General features: G+C 66.1%; 24 protein-coding genes. 12 read left to right on the forward strand and 12 right to left on the reverse strand.

From position 1 onward, the window contains the following. Nucleotides 1-311: 311 nt before the first annotated feature. The 3 genes from ACH0BU_RS16450 to ACH0BU_RS16460 all read left to right on the forward strand — a co-directional run bounded on the left by ACH0BU_RS16450 (nucleotide 312) and on the right by ACH0BU_RS16460 (nucleotide 994). Entirely contained in the window at nucleotides 312-569 is a 258-nt protein-coding gene (locus ACH0BU_RS16450) for a hypothetical protein (RefSeq protein WP_500264345.1), read from the forward strand. Then, nucleotides 559-696 carry a hypothetical protein gene (locus ACH0BU_RS16455; RefSeq protein ID WP_500264346.1) on the forward strand — a complete coding sequence of 46 codons (138 nt, stop codon included), beginning with the start codon at nucleotides 559-561 and terminating at the stop codon, nucleotides 694-696. The genes ACH0BU_RS16450 and ACH0BU_RS16455 overlap by 11 nt, the downstream gene beginning before the upstream one ends. A gap of 109 nt (nucleotides 697-805) precedes the next feature. Then, complete coding sequence (locus ACH0BU_RS16460) at nucleotides 806-994, forward strand: DUF6771 family protein (protein WP_500264347.1); 189 nt, start codon at nucleotides 806-808, stop codon at nucleotides 992-994. Between the two features lie 374 nt (nucleotides 995-1,368). Here ACH0BU_RS16460 and ACH0BU_RS16465 read toward each other — a convergent pair whose 3' ends face one another. Then, the gene (locus ACH0BU_RS16465; RefSeq protein ID WP_500264348.1) at nucleotides 1,369-2,169 is read right to left on the reverse strand and encodes a DUF7946 domain-containing protein; all 801 of its coding nucleotides are present in this window, start codon (nucleotides 2,167-2,169) and stop codon (nucleotides 1,369-1,371) included. 91 nt (nucleotides 2,170-2,260) lie between these two features. Beyond that, nucleotides 2,261-3,256: a ComEC/Rec2 family competence protein gene (locus ACH0BU_RS16470; RefSeq protein WP_496001488.1), complete on the reverse strand. Its 996-nt coding sequence runs from the start codon at nucleotides 3,254-3,256 to the stop codon at nucleotides 2,261-2,263. A gap of 29 nt (nucleotides 3,257-3,285) precedes the next feature. Here ACH0BU_RS16470 and gltX point away from each other — a divergent pair, with 29 nt between their 5' ends. Genes gltX through ACH0BU_RS16485 form a run of 3 tightly spaced genes read left to right on the forward strand, consistent with a single transcriptional unit; the run spans nucleotide 3,286 to nucleotide 6,212 of the window. Continuing rightward, complete coding sequence (gltX, locus tag ACH0BU_RS16475) at nucleotides 3,286-4,737, forward strand: glutamate--tRNA ligase (protein WP_296222767.1); 1,452 nt, start codon at nucleotides 3,286-3,288, stop codon at nucleotides 4,735-4,737. Continuing rightward, complete coding sequence (locus ACH0BU_RS16480; RefSeq protein ID WP_314469987.1) at nucleotides 4,730-6,010, forward strand: citrate synthase; 1,281 nt, start codon at nucleotides 4,730-4,732, stop codon at nucleotides 6,008-6,010. Before gltX ends, ACH0BU_RS16480 begins: the two co-directional genes overlap by 8 nt. 1 nt (nucleotide 6,011) lies before the next feature. Then, nucleotides 6,012-6,212 (forward strand): hypothetical protein, encoded by a 201-nt coding sequence (locus tag ACH0BU_RS16485; protein ID WP_046407229.1) that lies wholly within the window; start codon nucleotides 6,012-6,014, stop codon nucleotides 6,210-6,212. A gap of 12 nt (nucleotides 6,213-6,224) precedes the next feature. Here ACH0BU_RS16485 and ACH0BU_RS16490 read toward each other — a convergent pair whose 3' ends face one another. From ACH0BU_RS16490 to ACH0BU_RS16510, 5 genes are all read right to left on the reverse strand, one after another. After that, entirely contained in the window at nucleotides 6,225-7,424 is a 1,200-nt protein-coding gene (locus ACH0BU_RS16490) for a hypothetical protein (RefSeq protein ID WP_500264349.1), read from the reverse strand. A gap of 50 nt (nucleotides 7,425-7,474) precedes the next feature. After that, nucleotides 7,475-8,737, reverse strand: a complete 1,263-nt coding sequence (locus tag ACH0BU_RS16495; RefSeq protein ID WP_296222478.1) for a Coenzyme F420 hydrogenase/dehydrogenase, beta subunit C-terminal domain — start codon at nucleotides 8,735-8,737, stop codon at nucleotides 7,475-7,477. Further along, complete coding sequence (locus tag ACH0BU_RS16500; protein ID WP_296222476.1) at nucleotides 8,734-9,960, reverse strand: polysaccharide pyruvyl transferase family protein; 1,227 nt, start codon at nucleotides 9,958-9,960, stop codon at nucleotides 8,734-8,736. The genes ACH0BU_RS16495 and ACH0BU_RS16500 overlap by 4 nt, the downstream gene beginning before the upstream one ends. Nucleotides 9,961-10,059: 99 nt before the next feature. Then, the gene (locus tag ACH0BU_RS16505) at nucleotides 10,060-10,731 is read right to left on the reverse strand and encodes a spermidine synthase (RefSeq protein ID WP_046407223.1); all 672 of its coding nucleotides are present in this window, start codon (nucleotides 10,729-10,731) and stop codon (nucleotides 10,060-10,062) included. Further along, a complete protein-coding gene (locus tag ACH0BU_RS16510; RefSeq protein ID WP_296222473.1) occupies nucleotides 10,728-11,099 on the reverse strand; it encodes a DUF6481 family protein in 372 nt (123 codons plus the stop codon). Before ACH0BU_RS16510 ends, ACH0BU_RS16505 begins: the two co-directional genes overlap by 4 nt. Nucleotides 11,100-11,227: 128 nt before the next feature. On the opposite strand from ACH0BU_RS16510, the gene ACH0BU_RS16515 reads away from it, so the two are divergent. Genes ACH0BU_RS16515 through ACH0BU_RS16530 form a run of 4 tightly spaced genes read left to right on the forward strand, consistent with a single transcriptional unit; the run spans nucleotide 11,228 to nucleotide 14,078 of the window. Further along, nucleotides 11,228-11,542 carry a hypothetical protein gene (locus tag ACH0BU_RS16515; RefSeq protein ID WP_314469975.1) on the forward strand — a complete coding sequence of 105 codons (315 nt, stop codon included), beginning with the start codon at nucleotides 11,228-11,230 and terminating at the stop codon, nucleotides 11,540-11,542. Between the two features lie 9 nt (nucleotides 11,543-11,551). Further along, on the forward strand, nucleotides 11,552-13,171 hold the full coding sequence (locus tag ACH0BU_RS16520; protein WP_046407220.1) for an NAD(P)/FAD-dependent oxidoreductase: 1,620 nt from the start codon (nucleotides 11,552-11,554) through the stop codon (nucleotides 13,169-13,171). Then, nucleotides 13,168-13,707 carry a pseudouridine synthase gene (locus ACH0BU_RS16525; protein WP_296222214.1) on the forward strand — a complete coding sequence of 180 codons (540 nt, stop codon included), beginning with the start codon at nucleotides 13,168-13,170 and terminating at the stop codon, nucleotides 13,705-13,707. The genes ACH0BU_RS16520 and ACH0BU_RS16525 overlap by 4 nt, the downstream gene beginning before the upstream one ends. After that, the gene (locus ACH0BU_RS16530) at nucleotides 13,704-14,078 is read left to right on the forward strand and encodes a reverse transcriptase-like protein (protein WP_136452209.1); all 375 of its coding nucleotides are present in this window, start codon (nucleotides 13,704-13,706) and stop codon (nucleotides 14,076-14,078) included. Before ACH0BU_RS16525 ends, ACH0BU_RS16530 begins: the two co-directional genes overlap by 4 nt. Here the strand turns inward: ACH0BU_RS16530 and ACH0BU_RS16535 are convergent. Next, nucleotides 14,065-15,648, reverse strand: coding sequence for an amidohydrolase (locus ACH0BU_RS16535; protein ID WP_296222223.1), 1,584 nt, complete (start codon nucleotides 15,646-15,648; stop codon nucleotides 14,065-14,067). The genes ACH0BU_RS16530 and ACH0BU_RS16535 overlap by 14 nt on opposite strands. 171 nt (nucleotides 15,649-15,819) lie before the next feature. Between ACH0BU_RS16535 and ACH0BU_RS16540 the strand changes: the two genes are divergently transcribed. Then, nucleotides 15,820-17,220 (forward strand): FAD-binding oxidoreductase, encoded by a 1,401-nt coding sequence (locus ACH0BU_RS16540; protein ID WP_500264351.1) that lies wholly within the window; start codon nucleotides 15,820-15,822, stop codon nucleotides 17,218-17,220. Between the two features lie 52 nt (nucleotides 17,221-17,272). Here ACH0BU_RS16540 and ACH0BU_RS16545 read toward each other — a convergent pair whose 3' ends face one another. The 4 genes from ACH0BU_RS16545 to ACH0BU_RS16560 are packed head-to-tail and all read right to left on the reverse strand — an operon-like array spanning nucleotide 17,273 to nucleotide 22,358. Next, nucleotides 17,273-17,725: a MaoC family dehydratase gene (locus ACH0BU_RS16545; RefSeq protein ID WP_296222218.1), complete on the reverse strand. Its 453-nt coding sequence runs from the start codon at nucleotides 17,723-17,725 to the stop codon at nucleotides 17,273-17,275. Continuing rightward, nucleotides 17,725-19,578: an ATP-binding protein gene (locus ACH0BU_RS16550; protein ID WP_314469965.1), complete on the reverse strand. Its 1,854-nt coding sequence runs from the start codon at nucleotides 19,576-19,578 to the stop codon at nucleotides 17,725-17,727. Before ACH0BU_RS16550 ends, ACH0BU_RS16545 begins: the two co-directional genes overlap by 1 nt. Nucleotides 19,579-19,583: 5 nt before the next feature. Beyond that, the gene (locus ACH0BU_RS16555; RefSeq protein ID WP_296222722.1) at nucleotides 19,584-21,179 is read right to left on the reverse strand and encodes a carboxyl transferase domain-containing protein; all 1,596 of its coding nucleotides are present in this window, start codon (nucleotides 21,177-21,179) and stop codon (nucleotides 19,584-19,586) included. A 9-nt stretch (nucleotides 21,180-21,188) separates the two neighbouring features. Then, nucleotides 21,189-22,358, reverse strand: coding sequence for an acyl-CoA dehydrogenase family protein (locus tag ACH0BU_RS16560; RefSeq protein ID WP_500264350.1), 1,170 nt, complete (start codon nucleotides 22,356-22,358; stop codon nucleotides 21,189-21,191). Nucleotides 22,359-22,451: 93 nt separating this feature from the next. Between ACH0BU_RS16560 and ACH0BU_RS16565 the strand changes: the two genes are divergently transcribed. Further along, nucleotides 22,452-23,354 (forward strand): LysR family transcriptional regulator, encoded by a 903-nt coding sequence (locus ACH0BU_RS16565; RefSeq protein ID WP_046407246.1) that lies wholly within the window; start codon nucleotides 22,452-22,454, stop codon nucleotides 23,352-23,354. Nucleotides 23,355-23,511: the final 157 nt, after the last annotated feature.

Consider the following 23,511-nt stretch of genomic DNA (forward strand, 5'->3'; position numbering starts at 1 on the left):
AGACCAACGGGATGAGGGGTCCCTTTTCGACGCCGATCACCCCGCTACCGGGGTCCCTTTTCCACGCCGATCCACAGTCTAAGCCCGATCATCGAATATCAGGGCCGTCGCCAGACACTCGCTGATTGGTGCGACGATCTGGGGATCAAGCGCGCAACGGTTCGCCAGCGCCTCGATCGCGGCCTCACTGTCGAGCAGGCATTCGACAAAGCACGCAGGAAGAAGCAGCCCAAGAACCGGGATGACCTCTATCTCGCAGACGGCGCAACCAAGCCAACCATTCACTGAAAACTAGAAGGAGAGAAACTCCCATGACCATGTATGAAATCGCGCAGTTCGTCGATGAACTGACGAAGCTAGTCGAACATCAAGGCGCAACAATCGCGCATCTGACCGAAAAGCTGAACCGCGTCGAAGCTGCCATTGCCGATGCGAAGCCCGTAGAGCCGGTCAGCAAGGGTGAGAGCATCGACGTAGCCGTAGAGCTGCTAGACCGCGCCATCGCGGCGAACGAGCGCCAGAACGAGACCTTCCGCACGATGATGATGGATATCCGCCGTGGGCGTTGAAATTCCCATCGAGGAGCAGATTGAGATGATGCGTAACGGCATCGTGGCGCTGCTCTCTCGCGACCCGCATTGCCCGGTTGCCCAGCTACTCGGGCAAGCCCTGATGGCACTCTACGACGACCTATAAACAATCTCGCGCAGCGTCGGGCAACCGGCGCTGTAGCCATGAGTGGCTGACGCAACCGATTGCCATCTGTTCTCGTTTTGATCTAATCGCGCGGAACGGAGGAATCGTTATGGCGTACATCACCCCTGAGCGGATCGGCGAGCTGATCGCGGAGGCACCAGCATGGGCAAAGGTGGCCCTCACCATGCCCAGCGAGAGCTTGCGCGCCGATGGCTGCGCGACACTGGCCCAGCACGTCTATGACGCGCTGTACCAGCCCGTGAACACGGATACGAACCAGCTGGCGCTTCCGCTCTGATGTGTCTGCGAACACCAAGCTCGAGACGCTCAGCGACATGTTCCGAGTCGCCCGCAATTTGGAGGTGCGTTGCCAATGCGGGCACCGGAGCGTGGTCGATGGCGAGAACTTCTCGCGATGGATGTTCATCAAGCGGTACGACACCCGCGTCCATCTGCTCCGTGCTCGCTTCCGCTGCTCATTTTGCGGGTCGCGCCCTATCGGAATACGCCCAGCCAGCAACGCTCCAACAGCACCAAACAGGTGGCCAAAAGATGAGGGCGCGTGGAAGCGCATGATTGCGCGGCTCAGGGGCTAGGGCACGCAAAACTACGAAAAATCAGAGTTTGACTCCTAAAACGCGCTTGTCAGCGCGTGATAGCCGCAGCCGACGATCACAGTTCGTCGGACACGTCCTCCGCCTTGTAGATCACGATGCGTTTTAGACGCCCATCGATTGCTTCCACGCGGGAAAATGTGATGCGTATAGGGGCCGGAATGCGGTTCGCGTATCGATTAATCCCCGCAGATAGAACGCTTACGGTTTTTGGATCGGCCTCTTTCGAGACTCGAAACGGTATCGTTCGCTTCAAATCCAGGAAATATGCGCGACCCGTCTTGTCGTTCACGTTCAACGCCGAGATCGCGACATCCTGCGTGCCGTCGTCTGCTTCAAGGCTGTCCATCAGATAGCTCTTGGACTCGCTGTTAAAGCGAACGACGACCTTCTTGGTTTTGGTTTCTTGGATTACGATCTCTGCGGCGGTCTCTCCTATGCCATAGTGCGCTTTTTTCAGCGCAGGCTCGATGGCCTCAACCAACGCGTCGATGTCACCGCTTTTTGACTCATTCAATTGCTCTACCGGCTGGCTGATAGACGTCGGCTCCTCGCCTATTGCCTTGCTCATAGTGAGTTTCGACAAATCGTAGATCGCGTTCGTAGCGAGACCCAAGGCCAAAGGGCCGCCGACCGTAGCCACCAGCTTCCAATTGAAGCTGCCCTCCTCCGTCCCCTCAAGATAGAACTTCACGGTATCGTCGAAGGGATATCTGTGCCTGACCGATCCGGTCGCGGCGTAGTGACCGATCAATGTCAAGGCTCGCGCAATACCGGCAGCACTTTCAATACCCGCGAGAGCTTCAATGTGGCCTTCGTCTGCGTCTAATCCTCGAAAGCTGATAATCCATTCGCTCATTCATACCCCCGCCCCTGCTTTCCTAGCATCTTTTCAGATGCGGGCGACGAAGCAAGGCACAAAACGGCGGGCCGAAATCACTGCTTGACTCCTATAACGCACGGGTCAGCCAGGTATAGCCGAGCGCGGTCACGGCAGCGGTCGCCGCTGCGATCAGCGGAACCCGACCGGTGAGCGCGAGCCGCATGTTGAGCGCGAGCAGTCGTGCGGCGAGCAGCATCGTCAGGCCGACGACCGCGGTGATATGGAGTCCACTGACCGACAGAAGATGCGCAAGGCCGGAGCGGCGCATCGCCTCCTGATCCGGTTCCTCGATCCCCCCGGTATCGCCGGTCGCCAGCGCGGCGGCGATGCCGCCGGCACTTCCCTCCAAATTGTGCTGGATGTGGCGGGACAGGCGCGCGCGGAACGGCTCTCCAGCGACCGCACCCGCCAGGATCTCGGGTGAGCCGAGCGCCCGCCCGGTGGCACCAATCCCGCTGAACCATGCCACGCGCGCGAAATCATAGGCGCCCGGCACCGCCGGCGGCGGAGGCGGCATCAACCGCGCGCGCAGGCTGATCCGCGTCCCAGGCAGCAGCCCGGCCGGCACGTCCTGCTCTGCTACGTTGACGCGCACGTGGAGGGGCGCACGCGGCGGCCTGCGATCAAGCCACTCAAGATCGCCGAGCCGTACCCGCACCAGTCCCCGCGCCGGCAATGCGTTCATTGCCTCCACCCGCCCAGTGAAAGTCGCGATCGCGGGACGCGCAAGGACGGGCGCGGCCGCCGTTTCCGCCCGCAGCCACACCAGCGCGAGCCCGGCCGCGAAAGCAATGCTGCCGATCGCCGCCACCCGGGCAGCGCGACTACCGGCGGAGGATGCCGCAAGCGCGAGGAGGGCGAGCGCGGCGGCGCCCAGCAACGCGGCGCGCCAGGCGCTGCTATTGGGAAGGACGAACCACGCCGCCACCCCGCCGCCCAGCGCCACCGGCAGCCATAGCGGCAGCTGGTCGCGCTCCGCCTCCAGCCACGATTCCACACGCGCCCGCGCGGTTTGAAGCGCGGGGGCGTAAGTGCTAGGGGCGGGCGCGGCCGTAGTCGCCATGTTATCCATCAGCCTGGGAGCAAGCGCGCTTGAGCGCAACCACTGAAACCCGCGATGCAACCGTCGTCACACGGTTCGCCCCCTCACCCACCGGATTCCTGCATGTAGGGGGCGCGCGAACAGCGCTGTTCAACCTGCTTTTCGCGCGTCATCACAACGGGCGCTTCCTGCTGCGCATCGAGGACACCGATCGCGCGCGTTCGACCCAGCCAGCGATCGATACGATCCTGTCGGGCATGCGCTGGCTGAACCTCGACTGGGACGGCGAAGAGGTCTTCCAGTCGACCCGCGCGCCGCGCCACGCCGAAGTGGTCGATGCGATGCTGGCGGCAGGCGCGGCCTATAGATGCTACATGACCGCCGAGGATATCGAGGCGATGCGTGCGGAGGCGCAGGCCAAGAAGCAGCCGCTGCGCATCCGCTCACCGTGGCGTGATCGGGTGAACGATGATCCGACGGCGCCGTTCGTCGTCCGGCTGCGGGCGCCGACCGAAGGCGCGACGACGATCAACGATCTGGTGCAGGGGCCGGTGACGGTCCAGAACGCCGAACTGGACGATCTGGTGCTGCTGCGGTCCGATGGCACGCCCACCTATATGCTGGCGGTCGTCGTCGACGATCACGACATGGGCGTCACGCACATCATCCGCGGCGACGATCACCTCAACAATGCGTTTCGCCAATTGCCCATCATCAAGGCGATGGGCTGGCCCGAACCCGCCTATGCGCACATTCCGCTGATCCATGGCGCGGACGGCGCGAAGCTGTCCAAGCGACACGGCGCGGTCGGCATCGACGCCTATCGCGACGAACTGGGCATCCTGCCCGAGGCGCTCGATAATTACCTCCTCCGCCTTGGCTGGGGACATGGCGACGACGAGATCATCAGCCGCGAACAGGCAATCGAATGGTTCGACCTCGCCGACGTTGGCAAGGCGCCATCCCGCTTCGACATGAAGAAGCTGGAAAATCTGAACGGCCATTACATCCGCACCGCGGATGACGCCCGGCTCGCAGAGCTGGTGGCCGGGCGCCTGGGCCTTGCGGAGGATGATCCGCGCCGCCCGGTGATCACGGCGGCGATGCCCGCGCTGAAGCCCCGCGCGGCCAATCTGAACGAGCTGGCGGACGGCGCACGTTTCCTGATTGTTTCTCGCCCATTGCCGATCGCCACCGATGCGGAGCCGCTACTGGCGGGAGACGCACCGTTGACGCTGGCAAAGGTACATCACGCGCTTGACGCTGTGGCCAAGTGGGATACGGAAGCGCTCGAAGAAGCGGTGCGGCAGGTCGCCGAGACGCTGGGCTTGAAGCTCGGCCAGGTGGCCCAGCCGCTCCGTGCCGCACTCACCGGCCGCCGGACCTCACCCGGCATCTTCGACGTGCTCGCACTGCTCGGGCGTGACGAAAGTCTCGCCCGCATCGCCGATCATGCCGCGGATCAAACGGCCGCCCATGGGAAGGACGAAAACGATGACTGATGCCAAGCTGTCCCTTGGGGACAAGAACTTCGGCTATCCCGTGCTGTCGGGCACGGTTGGCCCCGACGTGGTCGACATCCGCAAGATGTATGGTCAGACCGGCGCCTTCACCTATGATCCCGGCTTCACGTCGACCGCGTCATGCCAGTCGAAGCTGACCTATATCGATGGTGACGAGGGCGTCCTGCTCCACCGCGGTTATCCGATCGGCGAGCTGGCCGAGAAGTCGAGCTTCATGGAGGTGGCCTACCTCCTCCTGAACGGCGAGCTGCCCAAGGGCGACGAGCTGAACAAGTTCGAGAACACGATCACCCGCCACACCATGCTGCACGAGCAGCTGGCGACCTTCTACCGCGGGTTCCGCCGCGACGCGCATCCGATGGCGATCATGTGCGGCGTGGTCGGCGCGCTTTCCGCCTTCTACCACGATTCGACCGACATCCACGATCCGCAGCAGCGCATGATCGCGTCGCACCGCCTGATCGCCAAGATGCCGACGATCGCGGCAATGGCGTACAAGTACAGCGTCGGGCAGCCGTTCCAGTATCCGGACAACTCGCTGAGCTACACCGGCAACTTCCTGAAGATGACCTTCGGCGTGCCGGCCGAGCCCTATGAGGTGAACCCGGCCGTTGAGAGGGCGATGGACCGGATCTTCATCCTCCATGCCGATCACGAGCAGAATGCGTCGACCTCGACCGTGCGCCTTGCCGGTTCGTCGGGCGCGAACCCGTTCGCGTGCATCGCGGCCGGCATCGCCTGCCTGTGGGGTCCGGCACATGGCGGCGCCAACGAAGCGGCGCTCAACATGCTGCAGGAAATCGGCACGCCGGATCGCATTCCCGAGTTCATCAACCGGGCAAAGGACAAGAATGATCCGTTCCGCCTGATGGGCTTCGGCCACCGCGTGTACAAGAACTACGATCCGCGCGCGACGGTGATGCAGAAGACCGTGCGTGAAGTGTTCGAGGCGCTGAACGTCAACGATCCGCTGTTCGAGACGGCGCTGCGGCTGGAAGAACTGGCGCTCAGCGACGATTACTTTATCGAGAAGAAGCTGTTCCCGAACGTCGACTTCTACTCGGGCGTGATCCTGTCGGCGATCGGCTTCCCGACGTCGATGTTCACCGTGCTGTTCGCCCTTGCCCGTACCGTCGGCTGGGTCGCGCAGTGGAACGAGATGATCACCGATCCCGACCAGAAGATCGGCCGTCCGCGTCAGCTGTACACCGGACCGACGGCACGTGCGTACGTTCCGCTGAACGAGCGCTGAGATGCGGCGCTGGCGCCCGGTGCTGTTCGCGCTGGGCGCCATCCTCGCCCTGGTCGGTCTGCTGTGGATCGGCCAGGGACTGGGCTATGTACAATGGCCCGCGTCGAGCTTCATGCTCGACCAACGCGTCTGGGCCGATCGCGGCGCCTTTCTGGCAGCCGGCGGCCTGCTCCTGATCCTGCTGTCACGCCGGCTTCGCTGAGCCGCGATCGGCTTACCGCTCCAGCGCGTAGCGAACCCCAAGCGACAGCAGAAATCCGCTATAGTCATAAAGATCAGGCGTCGCATCGCGCTGGCGATAGGCGGCGGCGAGCCGAACCCGCGCGCGGGCGCGACGATATTCGAGCCCCAGCATATAATCCTGGCTGCGGTCGTCGATCAGCTGGAACGGCTGCGGTAGTGCGCCGGCATCGAACGCCCGCGTCATCAATGACGCGGTCGCATCAACCCTGACGCTCGGCCCCAGCGCATAGATAATCGTACCCGCATAGCTGCTGGTGCGCACCAGATTGGCGAAGGTGCCGGTAGCCGCATCAATGGCCCGCGATGTCCGCACGGTCAGTTGCGCCCGGTCTGCCAGCCGCACCGTGCTAGCAAGATCCCAATTCAGTCCGTTAAGGCGGCGCCCCGATCGCGCGTCGTGCTCACCCATCCACGCGTAACCGAGCGACGCCGTCATCTGGAGCCGTGCGCCGAGCCGGCGGTCGAAGCCGACGCCAGCGTAGCTGACGCGAAAGCGCTGGCTGCCGAGCGAACCGTCGGGTGGCCGACGATCATAGTCAAAGCTGGCGCGACGCGCGACCAAGCTGACGACGCCGACGACGGGATTGGCATAGGAAAGGCCGGCCGTATAGCGCGTGTCGCTCACGTCCTGAAAGCGCCGTGCCGCTGCGCTGTTGGTCGTTTCAGTATGCCCGAGCGAGACAAAGGGCCGGATGCCGATTGCCGGCCCACACGCCAGCCGGGCGTCCGCGCGACGGTCGGTTCGGGCGTTGGCCGCCGCCTCGGCCGGCGCGTTCGGGACAAGCGACAGGTCGGCAAGATCGCTTTGTGCCCGGGCGTAATGCAGGTCGTCATCGAACATGCAGAACGCCAGCGGGAGCTTTGTTCCGGCGGACAGATCGATCCGCTCGCGATCAAGCTGATCGTTGCGGGCGTAAGCATCATAGCCGACGACCCCGAGGAAGGTGAACGCGGCACGCCCGGCGGGAAGCGCCAGGTCGATCGCCGCAACATTGGTGCTGCGCACGTCCTCCGGCTCGATGTCGCGCAGCCGCGCCGCCGTTTCGGTGCCGTGGGCGACATTGGTGTCGTAGAGGAGGTCCGATGCGACCGACAGGGTGATCTTGCGTGGCGGGGGATTGAAGGTGTGGCCGTCGATCGGCCGCGTTTGGCCATCTGCGAGCGCAGGCATCAATAGCGCCAGGGAAAGGACGCCCCCCTGCACCAGCGCCGCTGCCCGCGTCACGACACCCCCCGCCACGACAGCGGCGTCCGTGCGACGCCGCGTCGCCACCGGCGCTGCCAGACACGCCGCATGGTGCCGAGGAAGTTGCGGGCAAGATCATAGGTTCTGCCAAGACGCGCGGCCCGCATCACGTCCAGATCGCGCATCCTGGGGGTGCGCTGGCCCAGCAGGCGCGTCGCGGCGATCCGTGCGGCCACCATCCGCTTGCGCTGCGCCTGCGCTGGCTGCATTCCTGCCACGTCGGCGAGCGGCAGCGGCGAGGCGGCGAGGACGCCGGCGGCCTGTGCGGACGCCAGCAAGGCCGCCCCCGCCGCGGTCCGCGCCATGATCAGACTGCGCCCTTCCTCCTCATCGAACAGCGGGTACCCGGTCTCGTCGCCGTACCAGGCGTCGGCGCAGGCGATATCGGCAGTCCCGCCGACCGCATCCGGGCAGATCTTGCAGCGGAATTGCACTTCGCGGCTGAGGTGGCGACCCCAGCTTTCGGCATAAGGCATGTCGGCCTGTCGCCCCTCGCGTGTGGTGGCGACCGTCAGGCCAGGCCAACCCTGACCCCGGTAGCGGAACGCCTGCACCTCCCCGCCTTCCAGCCCCATCGCCGCAACGATGCGCCGGGCGCCATCCTCGCTCGGCATGCCGCCACAGAAGAAGGACAGGATGAGCGGCACCTGCACGGCCACACGCGGATCGTGGCGGCCGAGGCGACGGAGCGCCGACACGTCACATGGCTTGCCGACAAAGGCGAACGTCCCACCGTCGGCCAAGGCACGGTCGATCGCAGCCAGGGGAGAGGATGCCGCGTAACGCGATCCTGCCCCGGAAAGCACCTGCGCCGCATCGGTGGACCACCGCATCCGGTTGCCAAGCGGGTGGTCGGGATCCGCCTCCACGTGAAGCACCCGATCGACGAGACCCGACTCCAGTGCATGGACCAGCAGCGCGGATAGCGCCCCGCCCGACGCGCCGGCGAAACGGATCGTCGGGTCGGTAGCCGCACCAACCATGTTCTGGCGCCAAGGGCCCCAGAGCGGATGCCGCTCCATCGCATTCGGCCAAGGAGCGACGACTTCGCCGGGGCAGCTGGCCGCGATCTTGGCTTCGACAGACGGTGGGATGGGCTGGCGTTGTACAGGGCGCGCGTACCCCGGCGCGGCCATGCCCATGACGATCGCATTCCCCGACACGCCGGCGCACAGGCCGCAGCCGCTGCACAGATCGTTCTTGAGCACGCGGTCGACCGTTACGGAGGTGTCCTTCACGACCGCTGGCTCACGGACGCAAAAAGCCCGCTGAGCGTGGCGCGGTAGCCGGCGAGGAGCGTCTCCACCTTGGCAAGCCCCTCCACCTCAGCCGCCGCGAGTTGCAATCGGCTGCCGAGCGCCTGCGTGACACACGCGACTGCCGCATCCTCATCCATACCCTTCACAGGGATCATCATGTCGTAATCGAGCAGGCCGAAGAGGCCGGTGAACTTGCGGCTATAGGCCACGGGCACGACTGGCACGCCGGTCGAGAACGCCGCGATACAGGCGTGCATCCGTCCGGCCACCAGCAGATCGAGCCCCGAGATATAGCTTTTCGCCCGGGTCGGATCGGCAAAGTCGGGCACACGGATCGCATTGGGGAATTCGCGCGCAAGCCGGTCGGCCACCACCCCGTCGTCGTCGACCGGGTTCTCCCGGTTGGTCGCATGGGGGATCAGATGGACCTGGAGACTCGGCTGCCGCGTCAACGCGCTGAGCAGGCGGCGCGTGAATACGGCATAATCATAGGAAAGCCCGAAATGGTTGGTGCCGCGTTCCGCCTCCCCGAACAGCAGGCCGGAGACGTTGACCCCGATCCGCAGCAGCGGCGAGCCGCGCAGCGACGCGCGATCGGTGAACGGCAGTTCGAACGCGACATCGACCGCAAGCTTCACATTGGCTTCCGGCGCAAGCGACAGCGCGGCGACCCGCGACGCTTCATCGCGGGCGAAGACCGCACGACTGCGGCGCATGATGAAGGCTGCGATCGCCTTATACCCGGCGCCGGTGAACGGCCCGATGGTCTGCGGGGACAGAACGAGCGGCCGGCCACGCGCGAGGGCAAACAGCTTGGTCAGCGTGAGGAAGAGGAAACGGCGCGGGCCGTAGATGTCGGTGAAGCTGTCACCTGCCCCGATATCGAGGACGCAGTCCACCTCCCCCATCGCGCGCCAGATGGCGCCGCCCGGCTTCAGCGCGCGAGAGTCGATCGCAACGCACTGTATATCGAGGCCGGCGAACGGCGGCGGTGCGGACTCCCGCGCACCCATGATGACGAAGCGCGGCGTCAGTCCCGCCCGGCGCGCCGCGTCCCGCGCGATGGCAAGATTGGCCAGCGTCAGCGCGCCGATCCCGAGATTGCCGGAGTTCAGCGAATGCCACAGCAGGCCGATCGTGATCGTAGGGGCGATCTGTCCATTGCCGTGACAATCATCGCGAAGTGCCGCGCGGCCATGCATTCCTGTGCGCCCCCATCAGTCCGTGCGGCTGTGTGGCGCAATTCGTGTGGAGATGTTCGGTTTAGCGCCGTTCTGGCGCAATCTACGTGATGGTACCGATCAGTCACGGCGGGCGAACCAGATGATGTGTGTCGCGCCCTTTCCGTTGTCGCGCGCTTTGACGCGCACCTCGTCAACGCTGAAGCCAACGCTGCCCAGACGGCGCGCAAATACCGGGTCGGGCGCGGCGGACCAGACCGCCAGGATCCCACCGGGTCGCAAGGCGCGCCATGCTGCCTCAAGCCCGCGAACAGTGTAGATACTGTCGTTCGCCGGACGGGTCAGGCCGTCCGGGCCGTTATCGACGTCAAGGAGGATCGCATCATAGCCGCCCGTCTGGCGGCGGATGATGTCACCCACGTCGCCCATTTCGAGCGCGACGCGCGGATCATCGAGGCAGCCGTCGGTCAGGTCCACCATCGGGCCGCGCGCCCATTCGATGATGCCGGGCACCAGTTCGGCGACGACCACGCTGGCGTCCTTGCCGACGAGGCCAAGCACCGCGCGCAGCGTGAAGCCCATGCCATAGCCGCCGATCAACAGCCGGGGCGCGGGGCGGCCGACGAGCCGCTGGCATGCCAGCGTGCCGAGCGCCACCTCAGAGCCGCTCATCCGCGTGCTCATCAGCTCGTTACGCTCGAGCACGATCATGAAGTCTTTGCCGCGGCGGAACAGTCGCAGCGGCGGACCGCCCGGCACCTCGGCGATGCCGACCAGCTCGCGCGGGGTCACTTGCGTTGGCGAGCCTTGCGCGCGGCATAGCGCGCGTCCCGCGCCGCCTTCAGCTCGGCCGCGGTCGGGATGTGGGGCACCGGTGCCGCACGGCGCGCTGCTGCGGCCCGCTCGGCTGCTTCGTCGGCCTCGGCCTGTGCCTTGGCCCGCTGCTCTGCCTTGGCGGCCTTTTCGGCCTCGATCGCGGCCTTGTGGGCTGCCCGGCGCTCGGCCGCAGCGGCCTCCTTCGCGGCAAGCGCGGCTGCGCGGGCCGCGACTGCGTCTGGATCCGGCGCCGTCTTGGTGCGCTGCTTTTCGACAGCGCGCTGCTTCGCGGCGCGCGAAGCGGCCGCACGATCATTGAACGTGGGGAGTTTGAAACCTGCCATATGCCCGCCCGCTTAGCAGAAACTGCCGATCATGGAAGAAAGAGTTTCCAAAGCTGCAATCGCTCCCTAGTCTCTATGCCCTTTGGCGTCCGCCTGATTGGGGCCCCACGATGGTTCAAGATCGGCGCATGGCGAAACGAAAGCGCTACCTCACGGCGACCATGGCCGACGGCTATGTGAAGACGATCGGGCCGACCAATGCCCCCTTCACCCATTACTGGCGGCTGGTGGCGTATCTGCCCGGCGGCAAGACCGAGGTATTCTGGGGTCATGCCAAGTCGCTGAAGGAAGCGACCGGCAAGAAAGCCGCCAGCGAGGAAGCGGCACGGCAGCGCGGCTGGGAACGATATGAGTTCGAGGTCGCGGCACTGGAAGAGGCCGCGGGACCAGACGGGAGAACCGAGCGGGATCAGCCGTCTGGCGCTCGTCGACCGGCGGTGTAGAGCGCTGGCATGCTACGCATCAGTGAACTGAAACTGCCGCTACACCATGCCGACGAGGCGCTGCCGGCCGCGATCTGCCGCCGGCTGCGGATCACGCCGCGCGAGTTGATCCGCTATACGATCGCCCGGCGCGGCCATGATGCGCGCGACAAGAACAACATCGCGCTGGTCTATTCCATTGATGTCGCGGTGAAGAACGAGGCGACGGTACTCGCCCGCTTTCGCCGCGATCGCGATATCCAGCTGACCCCGGACACCCGCTACCACCTGCCCGCCGCGCCGCCGGCCGGTACAAGACGGCCAGTAGTGATCGGTGCTGGGCCATGCGGCCTGTTCGCCGCCCTGATCCTGGCGCAGGCCGGCCATCGCCCGATCGTGCTGGAACGCGGCAAGGTGGTGCGGGAGCGGACCAAGGACACATGGGGGCTATGGCGGCGTAGCGTGCTGAACCCCGAATCGAACGTGCAATTCGGTGAAGGCGGCGCCGGCACCTTTTCTGATGGAAAGCTGTACAGCCGGATCAAGGATCCCCGGCATCTCAACCGCAAGGTGCTGACCGAGTTCGTGAAGGCCGGGGCACCGCCCGAGATCCTGACCGAAGCGCATCCGCACATCGGCACCTTCCGCCTGGTCACCATGGTCGAGAGCATGCGCGCTTCGATCGAGGAGCTTGGCGGCGAATATCGCTTCGGCACCCGAGTCGACGGGCTGGACGTGCAGACGAACGCGGCCGGCGAGCGGCAGGTGCGCGGGCTGCACTTGCATGACGGATCGTATCTGGAGGCCGATCATGTCGTGCTGGCGATCGGGCACAGTGCGCGCGACACTTTCGCCATGCTGCACGCTGCGGGCGTCCATGCCGAGGCGAAACCCTTTTCGATCGGTGTCAGGATCGAGCATCCGCAATCATGGATCGACCGCGCCCGCTTCGGCCATGAGGCCGGAAATGCGATCCTGGGTGCGGCGGAATATCACATCTCGCATCACTGCTCGAACGGGCGCACCGTCTACAGCTTCTGCATGTGTCCGGGCGGCACCGTCGTCGCCGCCACTTCGGAGGAAGGGCGGGTCGCCACCAACGGGATGAGCCAATATTCCCGCAACGAGCGCAATGCGAATTCCGGCTTCGTCGTCGCGATCGATCCGGCGCGCGACTATCCGGGCGACCCGCTGGCCGGGATCGCGCTGCAACGCCAGCTGGAGGAGCAGGCGTTCGTGGCTGGCGGATCGAACTACAAGGCGCCGGCGCAGCGGGTGGGAGACTTCCTGGCCGGTCGCCCCTCCACGTCGCTTGGATCGGTGACGCCGTCGTACAAGCCCGGCGTCGAGCCGACCGACCTGTCGCTATGCCTGCCCGATTTCGTCATCGCCGCGATGCGTGAGGCGCTGCCGGTGTTTGGACGCCAGATCCGCGACTATGACCATCCCGATGTCGTGATGACTGGCGTGGAGACGCGCACGTCGTCGCCGGTGCGCTTCACCCGCGGCGAGGATGGCCAGAGCCTCAACACCGCCGGGCTGTTCCCCGCTGGCGAGGGCGCGGGCTACGCCGGTGGCATCCTGTCCGCGGCGGTGGACGGCATCCGAACGGCCGAGGCGGTTGCCCAAAGCATCGCCGCAGCGCGATGACGCTGCTGCTGTTCAACAAGCCGTATGACGTGCTGAGCCAGTTTACCGATCGCGGCTCCCCCACCAAGCGCGCCACGCTGTCGGACTTCATCGATGTGCCGGGCGTCTATCCCGCGGGCCGCCTTGATCGCGATAGCGAGGGGCTGCTGCTGTTGACCGATGACGGCCGGTTGCAGGCGCGCATCGCGGATCCGCGCTTCAAGCTGGCGAAAACCTATCTGGTGCAGGTGGAGGGTGAGCCGGCGGGTGACGCACTCGACGCGCTGCGCGGCGGGGTGAGGTTGAAGGACGGACCGACGCGCCCGGCAGAGGTGGAGCGGATCGGTCCGCCAGCGATCTGGCCGCGCGATCCCCCGATCCGCTTTCGCGCCAACATAGCCGATTGCTGGCTGCGGCTGACCATTCGCGAGGGCCGCAACCGGCAGGTCCGCCGGATGACTGCGGCGGTCGGTCACCCAACGCTGCGGCTGGTGCGCTGGCAGATCGGTGACTGGTCGCTGGGTGATCTCGCCCCCGGCGCCTATCGTCGCGCATGAAGATCTACTTCGACGGCGGGCTGCGCCCGCTGCCCGCGGGCATGGAGATTGCAGTGGTCGCTGGCGGGCGGGCGCACGTCACGCGTCAGCTTGGCGCGGGGACGAGCATGGAGGCGGAGTGGCTGGCGCTGATCGCCGCCGTTCGCCTTGCCCTCGCGCAGGCGTATCGCGAGCCCATCCTGCTCGGCGACTGCCTGCCCGTCATTCGCCAGGCAGGGGGACGCGCGCGCACGCCGCCGGCGCTACGCCACCACCTGCTGACCTTTCAGGCGCTGGTGCCGCCGGGCAGCGCCCTCAGGCTGCGCCACGTAAAGCGGACACAGAACCTCGCCGGGATCGCGCTGGAAAAGGGCTGCTTCACGGCTGGGTGATCGACGGCCACTTCACCCCGATCTGGTCCAGATAGGTCCGGTGCTTCGCGGGGTTGTAGTAGAACGGGCGCATCCGCTCCCGATAGGCGCCCATGATATCGGCGTTCATCTCGATATAGGGTTTCTCGTTGGTCAGGACGGGCTGATATTTGACGTCCTTCGTCTGGACCTCGGTGAAATAGGCCTTGGCATCGGCAAGCAACCGGGGATCAAGGAACAGGTCCAGCATGGTCATCGCCATCGCCTTCGCCCCGGCAATCGCCCCCTTGTGCGCGATCGGCGTCGCCATCGCGATGGCGTTTGACCAATTGTGCCCGGGAAGGTTCGGGATGTTGGATGGATAGCGGATCGTAATCGTCGGCCGGGTCCAGGACACGTCGCCGATGTCGTCCGATCCGCCGCTCTTGGGCTCGGCATCTGGCGGGGTCAGCTTGCCCAGTTCGGTGTCGAGCCCGGTCTCCTTGCCCCCGACCAGCTTCTGCACCGCGCGGGCGAATTGCTGCTCCTCCGCCGTCCATGTCGGCAGACCGATCTTCTGCATGTTGGCATAGGCCGCCTCCGCCATCGGGCGGTTCATGTGCTGCGGCGCTGCGGTGCCGATGATGCGGTGGCTGACCGTCGTGTCGGTCATCATCGCGGCGGCCTTGGCGATCTTGGTGCCGATCTCGAAATTCTTTTGGATGTCCGCGAAGCTCTGTTCGCGGAAATAATACCAGACGGTCGCCTCCGAGGGCACGACGTTGGGGAAGTCACCGCCGTCCTTGATCACATAGTGGGAGCGCTGCTCAGGTCGCAGATGCTCGCGGCGGAAGTTCCAGCCGGCGTCCATCAGTTCGACCGCGTCCAGCGCACTGCGGCCGCGCCACGGGGCGCCCGCGGAATGCGCCGATTCGCCTGAGAAAGTGTAGAGGACGGACACGCCACCTGTCCCGCTCGGCTGTCCCCAGTTGGTGGCGAGGTTGGAGCTGACATGGGTGAAGAGGACCGCGTCGGCATCCTTGAACAGCCCGTCGCGCACGAAGAAGGCCTTGGCGGCAACCGGCTCCTCCGCAACGCCGGGCCACAGCATCAGCGTGCCCGGGATCTTCTCACGCGTCATCAGTTCCTTGACCGCGATCGCGGCGGCGATGTTCACCGCCTGGCCGGAATTATGCCCCTCGCCGTGGCCCGGTGCTCCAGCCACCAGCGGCTCGCGCCAGGCGACGCCCGGCTTCTGGCTGGCCTTGGGGATGCCGTCGATGTCGGAGCCGACCGCGATCACCGGGCCGCCGCTGCCGTTGGTCCAGGTCGCCGTCCAGGCGGTGGGGATGCCCGCCACGCCGCGCACCACCTTGAAGCCGTTCTTTTCGAGAACCGCAGTGATGTAGCGCGAGGATTCGACCTCCTGCATGCCCAGTTCGCCGAAGCTGAACAGGGAATCGACCATCTCCTGAACCATCTTCGCCTGACGATCGACCTTCGCCGCTGCCTCCGTCTTCAGCGCGTCCAGCCTTGCCGGGTCGACCTGAGCCGCTGCGGGGAAAGCGGTGGCGAGGTGGAACACGCCGGCGAGAAGAGCGGCACGAAGCATGGGGCGAGCGGTCAAAGAGCGGTCCTTTCGCGAGAAGGACGCAAGGATGGCGGATCGAGGGGGTAAAGCAACGACGCCGGTCGCGGCGGGGCAGGCAAATCGGCGCGACGGCCATAGCCATCGCGCATGACCGCGGTTCTCATCGGGCCGCTTTCGGGGCAGGATCGGGGGATGCACCACGCCCCTTCCCCCGCCCGTCCGCCACTTGCCCCCGCCTTTCTCGAAGCGGCGCGGGAGCGGTTCGGCCACCAATGGCATGAGAGCGGCGCGATGCTGGCGCAACATGGCCGCTCAGAGGCACATTTCGGCCCCGCTCCTCCGGACGCGGTATTGTTCGCCCGCAGCACGCAGGATGTCGTCGATCTGGTCCAGCTGTGCACCGCCAATGACGTGCCGATCGTGCCCTTTGGCGCCGGCACCTCGATCGAGGGCAATGCGCTGCCGATTCATAGCGGGGTCAGCGTCAACATGTCGGAGATGAACGCGATCCTCGCCGTCCATGCCGACGATTTCGACTGCACCGTCCAGGCGGGGTGCCGGCGCGAGGAATTGAACCTGCACCTGCGCGACATGGGGCTGTTCTTCCCGATCGACCCCGGCGCCAATGCGACGATCGGCGGCATGGCGTCGACGCGCGCCAGCGGGACCAACGCGGTACGATATGGCACGATGCGCGAGGCGGTGCTGGCGCTGACCGTCGTCACGCCCGATGGGAAGGTCATCAGGACGGGCAGCCGGGCGCGCAAGTCGGCCGCCGGCTATGACCTGACGCGGCTGTTCGTCGGCGCCGACGGAACACTTGGGATCATCACGGAAGTGACGCTTCGGCTGCATCCCATCCCGGAGCAGATTTCCGCCGCGGTCTGCGGCTTCACGACGTTGCAGGGCGCGGTGGATACGGTGGTTCAGTCGATCCAGTCGGGCGTGCCGCTGGCGCGCGTCGAACTGCTCGACGTGATGCAGATCCGGGCGGTCAATCGCTGGTCGAAGCTGGACCTGCCCGAGACGACGACCCTGTTCTTCGAATTCCATGGATCGCCCGCTGGCGTCGCCGAACAGGTCGCGACGGTGGAGACGCTGGCGACGGAGAATGGCGGCGGCGATTTCGCCTGGTCGACGCTGGCGGAGGAGCGCGCGCGGCTGTGGAAGGCGCGGCACGAGGCCTATTGGGCGGCGGTGAACCTGCGGCCCAATGCAGTCGGCTGGTCAACCGACGTGTGCGTGCCGATCAGCCGGTTGCCGGCGTGCATTCTGGAGACCCAGGCCGATCTGGCGACGTGCAGCGTGCCGGCGACGATCGTCGGCCATGTCGGCGATGGCAATTTCCACGTCATCTTCTCGATCGACCCGACGTCACCCGACGAACTGGCGAAAGTCGCCGCGGTTAACGCGCGGATCGTGGAGCGCGCGCTGGCGATGGACGGCACCTGTACGGGCGAGCATGGCATCGGCCTTGGCAAGCAGGACTGGCTGGTCGCCGAACTGGGCGATGCCGTCGACATCATGCGCATGTTGAAGCGCACGATGGACCCGAAGAACCTGTTCAACCCGGGCAAGATCTTCGCGTTGTGAAGGGTGGCTGGGGCGCGCCGGCAGGTGACCGCCGGCGCACACCAGAATCCGTTCAGGCGGTCGATTTCTTGATCAGCGCCGACCGCAGGCACTGGCAGACGATCTCGTCACGCTGGTTCAGCAGCCGGTGCGCGAAGGTGACGATGCCGGCCCCAGGGCGCGAGCGGCTTTCCTTCAGTTCATGCACCTCGCTCTCGGCGCGCAGCGTGTCGCCGATGAACACCGGCTTGGGCATGACCAATTTGTCATAGCCGAGATTGGCGACCAGCGTGCCGAGCGTGGTGTCACCGACCGACAGCCCCACCATCAACGCGAAGGTGAAGGTGCCGTTGACGAGGATCTGGCCGAACTCGCTGGCCCGCGCCGCCTCCACATCGAGGTGCAGGGGCTGCGGATTATGGGTCATGGTGGAAAACAGGAGGTTGTCCGTTTCCGTGACCGTTCGGCGGATATCATGCACCAGGCGGTCGCCCACCTGCCATTGATCGAAATAGCGTCCCGCCATCAGCCCTCTCCCACTTCGATCCGCGCCAGCAGCGTGCCTTCGGGCACCTGCTCACCAGCCGCCACCTTCAGCGCGCCGACCACGCCGTCGAACGGCGCGAGCAGTGCCTGCTCCATCTTCATCGCTTCCAGCACCAGCAGCCGCTCACCACGGGCGACCGCCTGCCCTTCCTCGACCAGAACCGCGATCACCCGGCCGGGCATCGGCGACATGATTGCGCCATCGCCCTCACCCGCGCCGCCTGCGTGGTCGGCGCGCGGCGGGCCGAAGGACCATGCCTCGCCATCGAGATACAGCACATCGCCGTCGATCGTCGCGGCCGGCGCGCCGGTACGCTCGACCAGATAGGGCGTGCCGTCGACCTCCACCTCCACGCGCCGTACCGCCGGGGCATTGGCGCGGAAGCCGACCAGATCCTGCCACGGATCGCCGCTGGGCGCCGGCACGATCGCGGCAGCCGCCGCCTGAAGCACCGCTTCTGACGGCGCCGAGCCGGGGATCAGCCGGTCGGCATGCCGCTCGATGAAGCCGGTATCGATCCGGCCGGCGACGAAATCACCGTCCGCAGCGGCGCGCGCGAGGAAACCGGCATTGGTGCGCACCGGCCAGACCTGAACCTGCCGCGCGGCGTCGGCCAGCTTCGCGGCGGCGGCGGCGCGGGTGTCGCCATGGACGATCAGCTTGGCGATCATCGGATCGTAGAAGGGCGTGACCTCCCCGCCTTCCTCGACGCCGCTGTCGATGCGAACGCCGGCGGGGAAGCGCAGCCGATCGAGCGGGCCGGTCGAGGGAAGGAAGCCGCTGGCGGGATTTTCCGCGTAGAGCCGTGCCTCCATCGCCCAGCCGTCGATCGCCAGATCCTCCTGCCGCAGCGGCAGCGGCTCACCCGAGGCGACGCGCAGCTGCCATTCGACCAGATCCTGCCCGGTGATCGCCTCGGTCACCGGGTGTTCGACCTGAAGCCGGGTGTTCATTTCCATGAACCAGATGCGGTCCGCGCGAAGCCCCTCCGAGCCGTCGGCGATGAATTCGATCGTACCCGCGCCGACATAATCGACCGCCTTGGCAGCGCGCGCCGCCGCGTCGCAGATTGCGGCGCGGGTTTCCGGGTCCATGCCCGGCGCCGGCGCTTCCTCGATCACCTTCTGGTGGCGGCGCTGCAGCGAGCAATCGCGTTCGAACAGATGGACGACATTGCCCATTGTGTCGCCGAACACCTGCACCTCGATATGGCGGGGCGACAGGATGTATTTTTCGATCAGCACGCGATCGTCACCGAACGAGGCCGCGGCCTCGCGCTTGCAGCTTTCCAGCATGGTGTGGAAATCGGCCGCGGCGTCGACCTTGCGCATCCCCTTGCCGCCACCCCCGGCGACCGCCTTGATCAGCACGGGGTAGCCGATCGCATCCGCCTCCGCCCGCAAGCGGTCGGGCGACTGGTCGGCGCCGAGATAGCCGGGGGTGACCGGCACGCCAGCGGCGATCATCCGTTCCTTCGCCGCATCCTTCAGCCCCATGGCGCGGATGCTGGCCGGCGGCGCACCGACCCAGACGAGGCCGGCGGCAACCACTGCCTCGGCGAATTCCGCATTTTCGGACAGGAAGCCGTAGCCGGGGTGGATCGCCTGTGCGCCGGTTGCGCGCGCGGCGTCCAGCAAGCGGTCCTGCCGCAGATAGCTGTCGGCAGCGGCGGCGGTGCCGATGCACACCGCCTCATCCGCCTCGCGCACGAAGGGCATGCCGGCATCGACGTCGGAATGGACCGCGATGGTGCGGATGCCGAGGCGGCGCGCGGTGCGGATGATGCGGCGCGCGATCTCGCCACGATTGGCGATAAGGAGACTGTCGATCATGGCCATTACATCCGGAACACGCCGAAGGACGGCGTCTGAGGGATCGGCGCGTTCAACGCCGCGGAGAAGGCAAGGCCCAGCACGTCGCGGGTCTGCACCGGATCGATGATGCCATCGTCCCACAGCCGGGCGGTGGCATAATAGGGATTGCCCTCATCCTCATATTTCTGGCGGATCGGCGCCTTGAATTGCTCGGCCTCCTCCGGCGTCCACGTCTCGGCATCGCGGTGCACCGTGGCGAGCACGCTGGCGGCCTGCTCGCCACCCATCACCGAGATGCGCGCATTGGGCCAGGTGAACAGGAAACGCGGGCTGTAGGCGCGGCCGGCCATGCCGTAATTGCCCGCGCCGAAGCTGCCGCCGATCAGCACGGTGATCTTGGGCACCGAGGCAGTGGCCACAGCGGTGACGAGCTTGGCGCCGTTCTTGGCGATCCCCTCCGCCTCATATTTGCCGCCGACCATGAAGCCGGAGATGTTCTGCAGGAACAGGAGCGGCACGCGGCGCTGGCAGGCCAGTTCGATGAAATGCGCGCCCTTCAGCGCGCTTTCGGAGAACAGCACGCCATTGTTGGCGAGGATCGCCACCGGCATGCCCCAGATGCGGGCGAACCCGCAGACGAGCGTGGTGCCGTAAAGCGGCTTGAATTCATGGAATTCGGAGCCGTCGACGATCCGCCCGATCACCTCATGCACGTCATAGGGCGCGCGCACGTCCTGCGGCACGATGCCGTAGAGGTCAGCGGGGTCCAGCCGCGGGGGCACGGGGGCGGTGATCTCGATATCGATCGCCTTGGGCCGGTTAAGCGTGGCGACGATGTCGCGCACGATCAGGAGGGCATGTTCGTCATTCTCGGCGACATGATCGACGACGCCGGACTTGCGACCATGCGTATCCGCGCCGCCCAGTTCCTCGGCGGAGATGACCTCGCCCGTCGCGGCCTTCACCAGCGGGGGGCCGGCCAGGAAGATCGTGCCCTGGTTGCGCACGATGACGCTTTCGTCGGACATCGCCGGGACATAGGCGCCGCCGGCAGTGCAGCTGCCCATCACGCAGGCGATCTGCGGAATGCCCTTCGCGGACATCTGCGCCTGGTTGAAGAAGATGCGACCGAAGTGATCGCGGTCGGGGAACACCTCCGCCTGGTGCGGCAGGTTCGCCCCGCCGCTGTCGACCAGATAGATGCACGGCAGATGATTTTCCTGCGCGATCTCCTGCGCGCGCAAATGCTTCTTCACCGTCATCGGGAAGTAGGCGCCGCCCTTCACCGTGGGATCATTGGCGACGATCATGCACTCGCGGCCCGACACCCGGCCGATGCCGACAATCATGCCGGCGCCCGGCGCGCCATCGTCATACATGCCGTTGGCGGCCAGCGCGCCGATCTCAAGGAACGGCGAGCCGGGATCGAGCAGCCGCTCGACCCGGTCGCGCGGCAGCAGCTTGCCGCGCGCGACATGGCGGGCGCGATGCTGCTCCGACCCGCCGAGCGCGGTGCGCGCGATGGTGGCGCGCAGATCCTCGGCGAGCGCGCGATTGTGCGCGGCGTTGACCTGGAAATCGTCGGACGACGCCGACACCTGCGTTGCGATACGTGGCATGGCCGCTCCCTATTGCGCGCGCGGCGCGTCGCCGGCGACCAGCTCACGGCCGACCAGCATGCGACGGATTTCATTGGTACCGGCGCCGATGTCGAGCAGCTTGGCATCGCGCCAGTAACGCTCGACCGGCCAGTCACGGGTATAGCCTGCGCCGCCCAGCGCCTGGATCGCCTCGCCCGCAACCTTCACCGCATTCTCGGACGCCAGCAGGATGCAGCCGGCGGCATCGAAGCGTGTCGTTTGCCCCGCGTCGCACGCCTGGGCGACCGCGTAGCAATAAGCGCGCGAGGAATTGAGCGCGACATACATGTCCGCCACCTTGGCCTGCATCAGCTGAAAGTCGCCGATCGGCCGGCCGAACTGCTTGCGCTCCCGCACATAGGGCAGCACCACGTCGAGGCAGGCCTGCATGATGCCGATCTGGATGCCCGACAGCACCACGCGCTCATAATCGAGGCCGGACATCAGCACTTTGACGCCGCCGTTCAGCGGCCCCATCACCTGGTCATCGGACACGAAGCAATCGTCGAACACCAGCTCCGCCGTGGGGGAGCCGCGCATGCCGACCTTGTCGATCTTCTGCCCGATCGAGAAACCGGGGAAATCCTTTTCAATCAGGAAGGCAGTGATGCCTTTCGAGCCGGCGTCGGGCGCGGTCTTGGCATAGACCACCAATGTGTCCGCATGAGGCGCGTTGGTGATCCAGAATTTGGTGCCGTTCAGCCGCCAACCGCCATCGACCTTGTCGGCGCGCAGCTTCATCGACACGACATCCGAACCCGCGCCCGCCTCAGACATGGCGAGGCTGCCGACATGTCCGCCGGAGATGAGCCCCGGCAGGTACTTCGCCTTCTGCTCCTCGCTCGCCCAGCGGCGGATCTGGTTCACGCAAAGGTTGGAATGCGCACCATAGCTGAGGCCGATCGCGGCGGAGGAGCGGCTGACTTCCTCGCAGGCGATCAGATGTTCGAGATAGCCGAGGCCAAGGCCGCCGTCCTTTTCCTCGACGGTGATGCCGTGCAGACCGAGCGCACCCATCTCCGGCCACAGATCGCGCGGGAAGCTGTCCTCCGCATCCACCCGCGCCGCGATCGGTTCGATCCGGTCGAGCGCAAAGCGCCGCGTGGTCGCGCGGATCGTGTCCGCCATTTCACCCAGCCTGAAATCCAGATCCGCCATGTCAGCCTCCGATCGATCCTTTGGCGGCAACCTAGGATCAGCGGCACCATTTGGGAAATTGAAAGCGCGGGAAGCACGTTATAGATGCGCTCTATGATCGAGCGCTATCACCTACGCTATTTTCTCGCGGTGGTGACGACCGGCAATTTCTCGCGGGCGGCGGCGGCATGCAATGTGTCCCAGCCGACGCTGTCGGTAGGGATCGCGAAGCTCGAGAAGCTGCTGGGCGGGCCGCTATTCAGTCGCACCAACCGGCGCGTGGCGCTGACCGATGCCGGCGCCAAGCTGCTGCTTCATGCGCGGACGATCGAGGCGGGCTTTGCCGCAGCGGAGCGCGACGTCGCGGGCAGCAGCGCGCCGCAGACGCTGCGGCTCGGCGTTCTGACGACAATCGCCCGCCGCTGGATCGAGGAACTGCTCGGCGACGCGGACTTGTTTCGCGATGGCGCGCGGATTGAAATCGTCGAGGGCAGCGAACGCGAGCTGCGCGGCCGCCTCGGTCGAGGCCGCATCGACGCCGCAGTGACGATCCTGCGGGAGGGCGATGCGGGTGGCGCTGCCCAGCGGCTCAACCGCGAAAGCTACCAGCTCGCTTTGAGCCGTAACCACCGGCTGGCGGCACGCCGCACGGTGCGGGTCGAGGAACTGATGAACGACGCGATGATCCTGCGCCGTCAGTGCGAATTGCTGCCGGAAACGAGCCGCTTCTTCACCGCCCACGGCATTCGCCCGTTCTTTGCGGCGCGGACGACCAGTGAGGCCAAGGCAGTGAGCTATGTCAGAGCTGGCCTGGGCGTCACCATCATGCCCCGCACCCTGGCGGAGCCGGGCACCATAATGGTCCCGCTGGAGGGGTTCGACTTCACGCGTGACGTTTCGCTCTTGTGGGCACCGCACATGCAGGCAGAGCGGGGCCGGCGGACGTCGTTGACCGCGGCGTTGGAACGCATTGTCCGTGCTGATTCCGACGAGGACAGCTTTGCGCGGCCGCTCTAGTCGGACGTGGAAGAGGGTCGGCCTGCCGCAGCTGAGCGAGGATGGTTGCCGCGCCGGAGCTGATGCGTTTCAGGGCCGTAGCCAGGCCCTACAAACGACAACGCCGCCCTGAAGGGCGGCGTGTGTGTGTATTGGTTGCGGGGACAGGATTTGAACC

Source organism: Sphingomonas olei, from assembly GCF_045369765.1.
In the GTDB taxonomy this organism is placed as follows: domain Bacteria; phylum Pseudomonadota; class Alphaproteobacteria; order Sphingomonadales; family Sphingomonadaceae; genus Sphingomonas; species Sphingomonas panaciterrae.

Bases quoted from the DNA above. Each gene is read 5' to 3' on its own strand.
- ACH0BU_RS16470 (WP_496001488.1), bottom strand. From the start codon at position 3,256: ATGGCGACTACGGCCGCGCCCGCCCCTAGCACTTACGCCCCCGCGCTT.
- ACH0BU_RS16485 (WP_046407229.1), top strand. From the start codon at position 6,012: ATGCGGCGCTGGCGCCCGGTGCTGTTCGCGCTGGGCGCCATCCTCGCC.
- ACH0BU_RS16510 (WP_296222473.1), bottom strand. From the start codon at position 11,099: ATGGCAGGTTTCAAACTCCCCACGTTCAATGATCGTGCGGCCGCTTCG.
- ACH0BU_RS16550 (WP_314469965.1), bottom strand. From the start codon at position 19,578: ATGATCGACAGTCTCCTTATCGCCAATCGTGGCGAGATCGCGCGCCGC.
- ACH0BU_RS16525 (WP_296222214.1), top strand. From the start codon at position 13,168: ATGACGCTGCTGCTGTTCAACAAGCCGTATGACGTGCTGAGCCAGTTT.
- ACH0BU_RS16530 (WP_136452209.1), top strand. From the start codon at position 13,704: ATGAAGATCTACTTCGACGGCGGGCTGCGCCCGCTGCCCGCGGGCATG.
- ACH0BU_RS16520 (WP_046407220.1), top strand. From the start codon at position 11,552: ATGCTACGCATCAGTGAACTGAAACTGCCGCTACACCATGCCGACGAG.
- ACH0BU_RS16535 (WP_296222223.1), bottom strand. From the start codon at position 15,648: ATGCTTCGTGCCGCTCTTCTCGCCGGCGTGTTCCACCTCGCCACCGCT.
- ACH0BU_RS16545 (WP_296222218.1), bottom strand. From the start codon at position 17,725: ATGGCGGGACGCTATTTCGATCAATGGCAGGTGGGCGACCGCCTGGTG.
- ACH0BU_RS16460 (WP_500264347.1), top strand. From the start codon at position 806: ATGGCGTACATCACCCCTGAGCGGATCGGCGAGCTGATCGCGGAGGCA.
- ACH0BU_RS16490 (WP_500264349.1), bottom strand. From the start codon at position 7,424: ATGCCTGCGCTCGCAGATGGCCAAACGCGGCCGATCGACGGCCACACC.
- ACH0BU_RS16560 (WP_500264350.1), bottom strand. From the start codon at position 22,358: ATGGCGGATCTGGATTTCAGGCTGGGTGAAATGGCGGACACGATCCGC.
- ACH0BU_RS16540 (WP_500264351.1), top strand. From the start codon at position 15,820: ATGCACCACGCCCCTTCCCCCGCCCGTCCGCCACTTGCCCCCGCCTTT.
- ACH0BU_RS16500 (WP_296222476.1), bottom strand. From the start codon at position 9,960: ATGCATGGCCGCGCGGCACTTCGCGATGATTGTCACGGCAATGGACAG.
- ACH0BU_RS16555 (WP_296222722.1), bottom strand. From the start codon at position 21,179: ATGCCACGTATCGCAACGCAGGTGTCGGCGTCGTCCGACGATTTCCAG.
- ACH0BU_RS16480 (WP_314469987.1), top strand. From the start codon at position 4,730: ATGACTGATGCCAAGCTGTCCCTTGGGGACAAGAACTTCGGCTATCCC.
- ACH0BU_RS16465 (WP_500264348.1), bottom strand. From the start codon at position 2,169: ATGAGCGAATGGATTATCAGCTTTCGAGGATTAGACGCAGACGAAGGC.
- ACH0BU_RS16565 (WP_046407246.1), top strand. From the start codon at position 22,452: ATGATCGAGCGCTATCACCTACGCTATTTTCTCGCGGTGGTGACGACC.
- ACH0BU_RS16515 (WP_314469975.1), top strand. From the start codon at position 11,228: ATGGCGAAACGAAAGCGCTACCTCACGGCGACCATGGCCGACGGCTAT.
- ACH0BU_RS16450 (WP_500264345.1), top strand. From the start codon at position 312: ATGACCATGTATGAAATCGCGCAGTTCGTCGATGAACTGACGAAGCTA.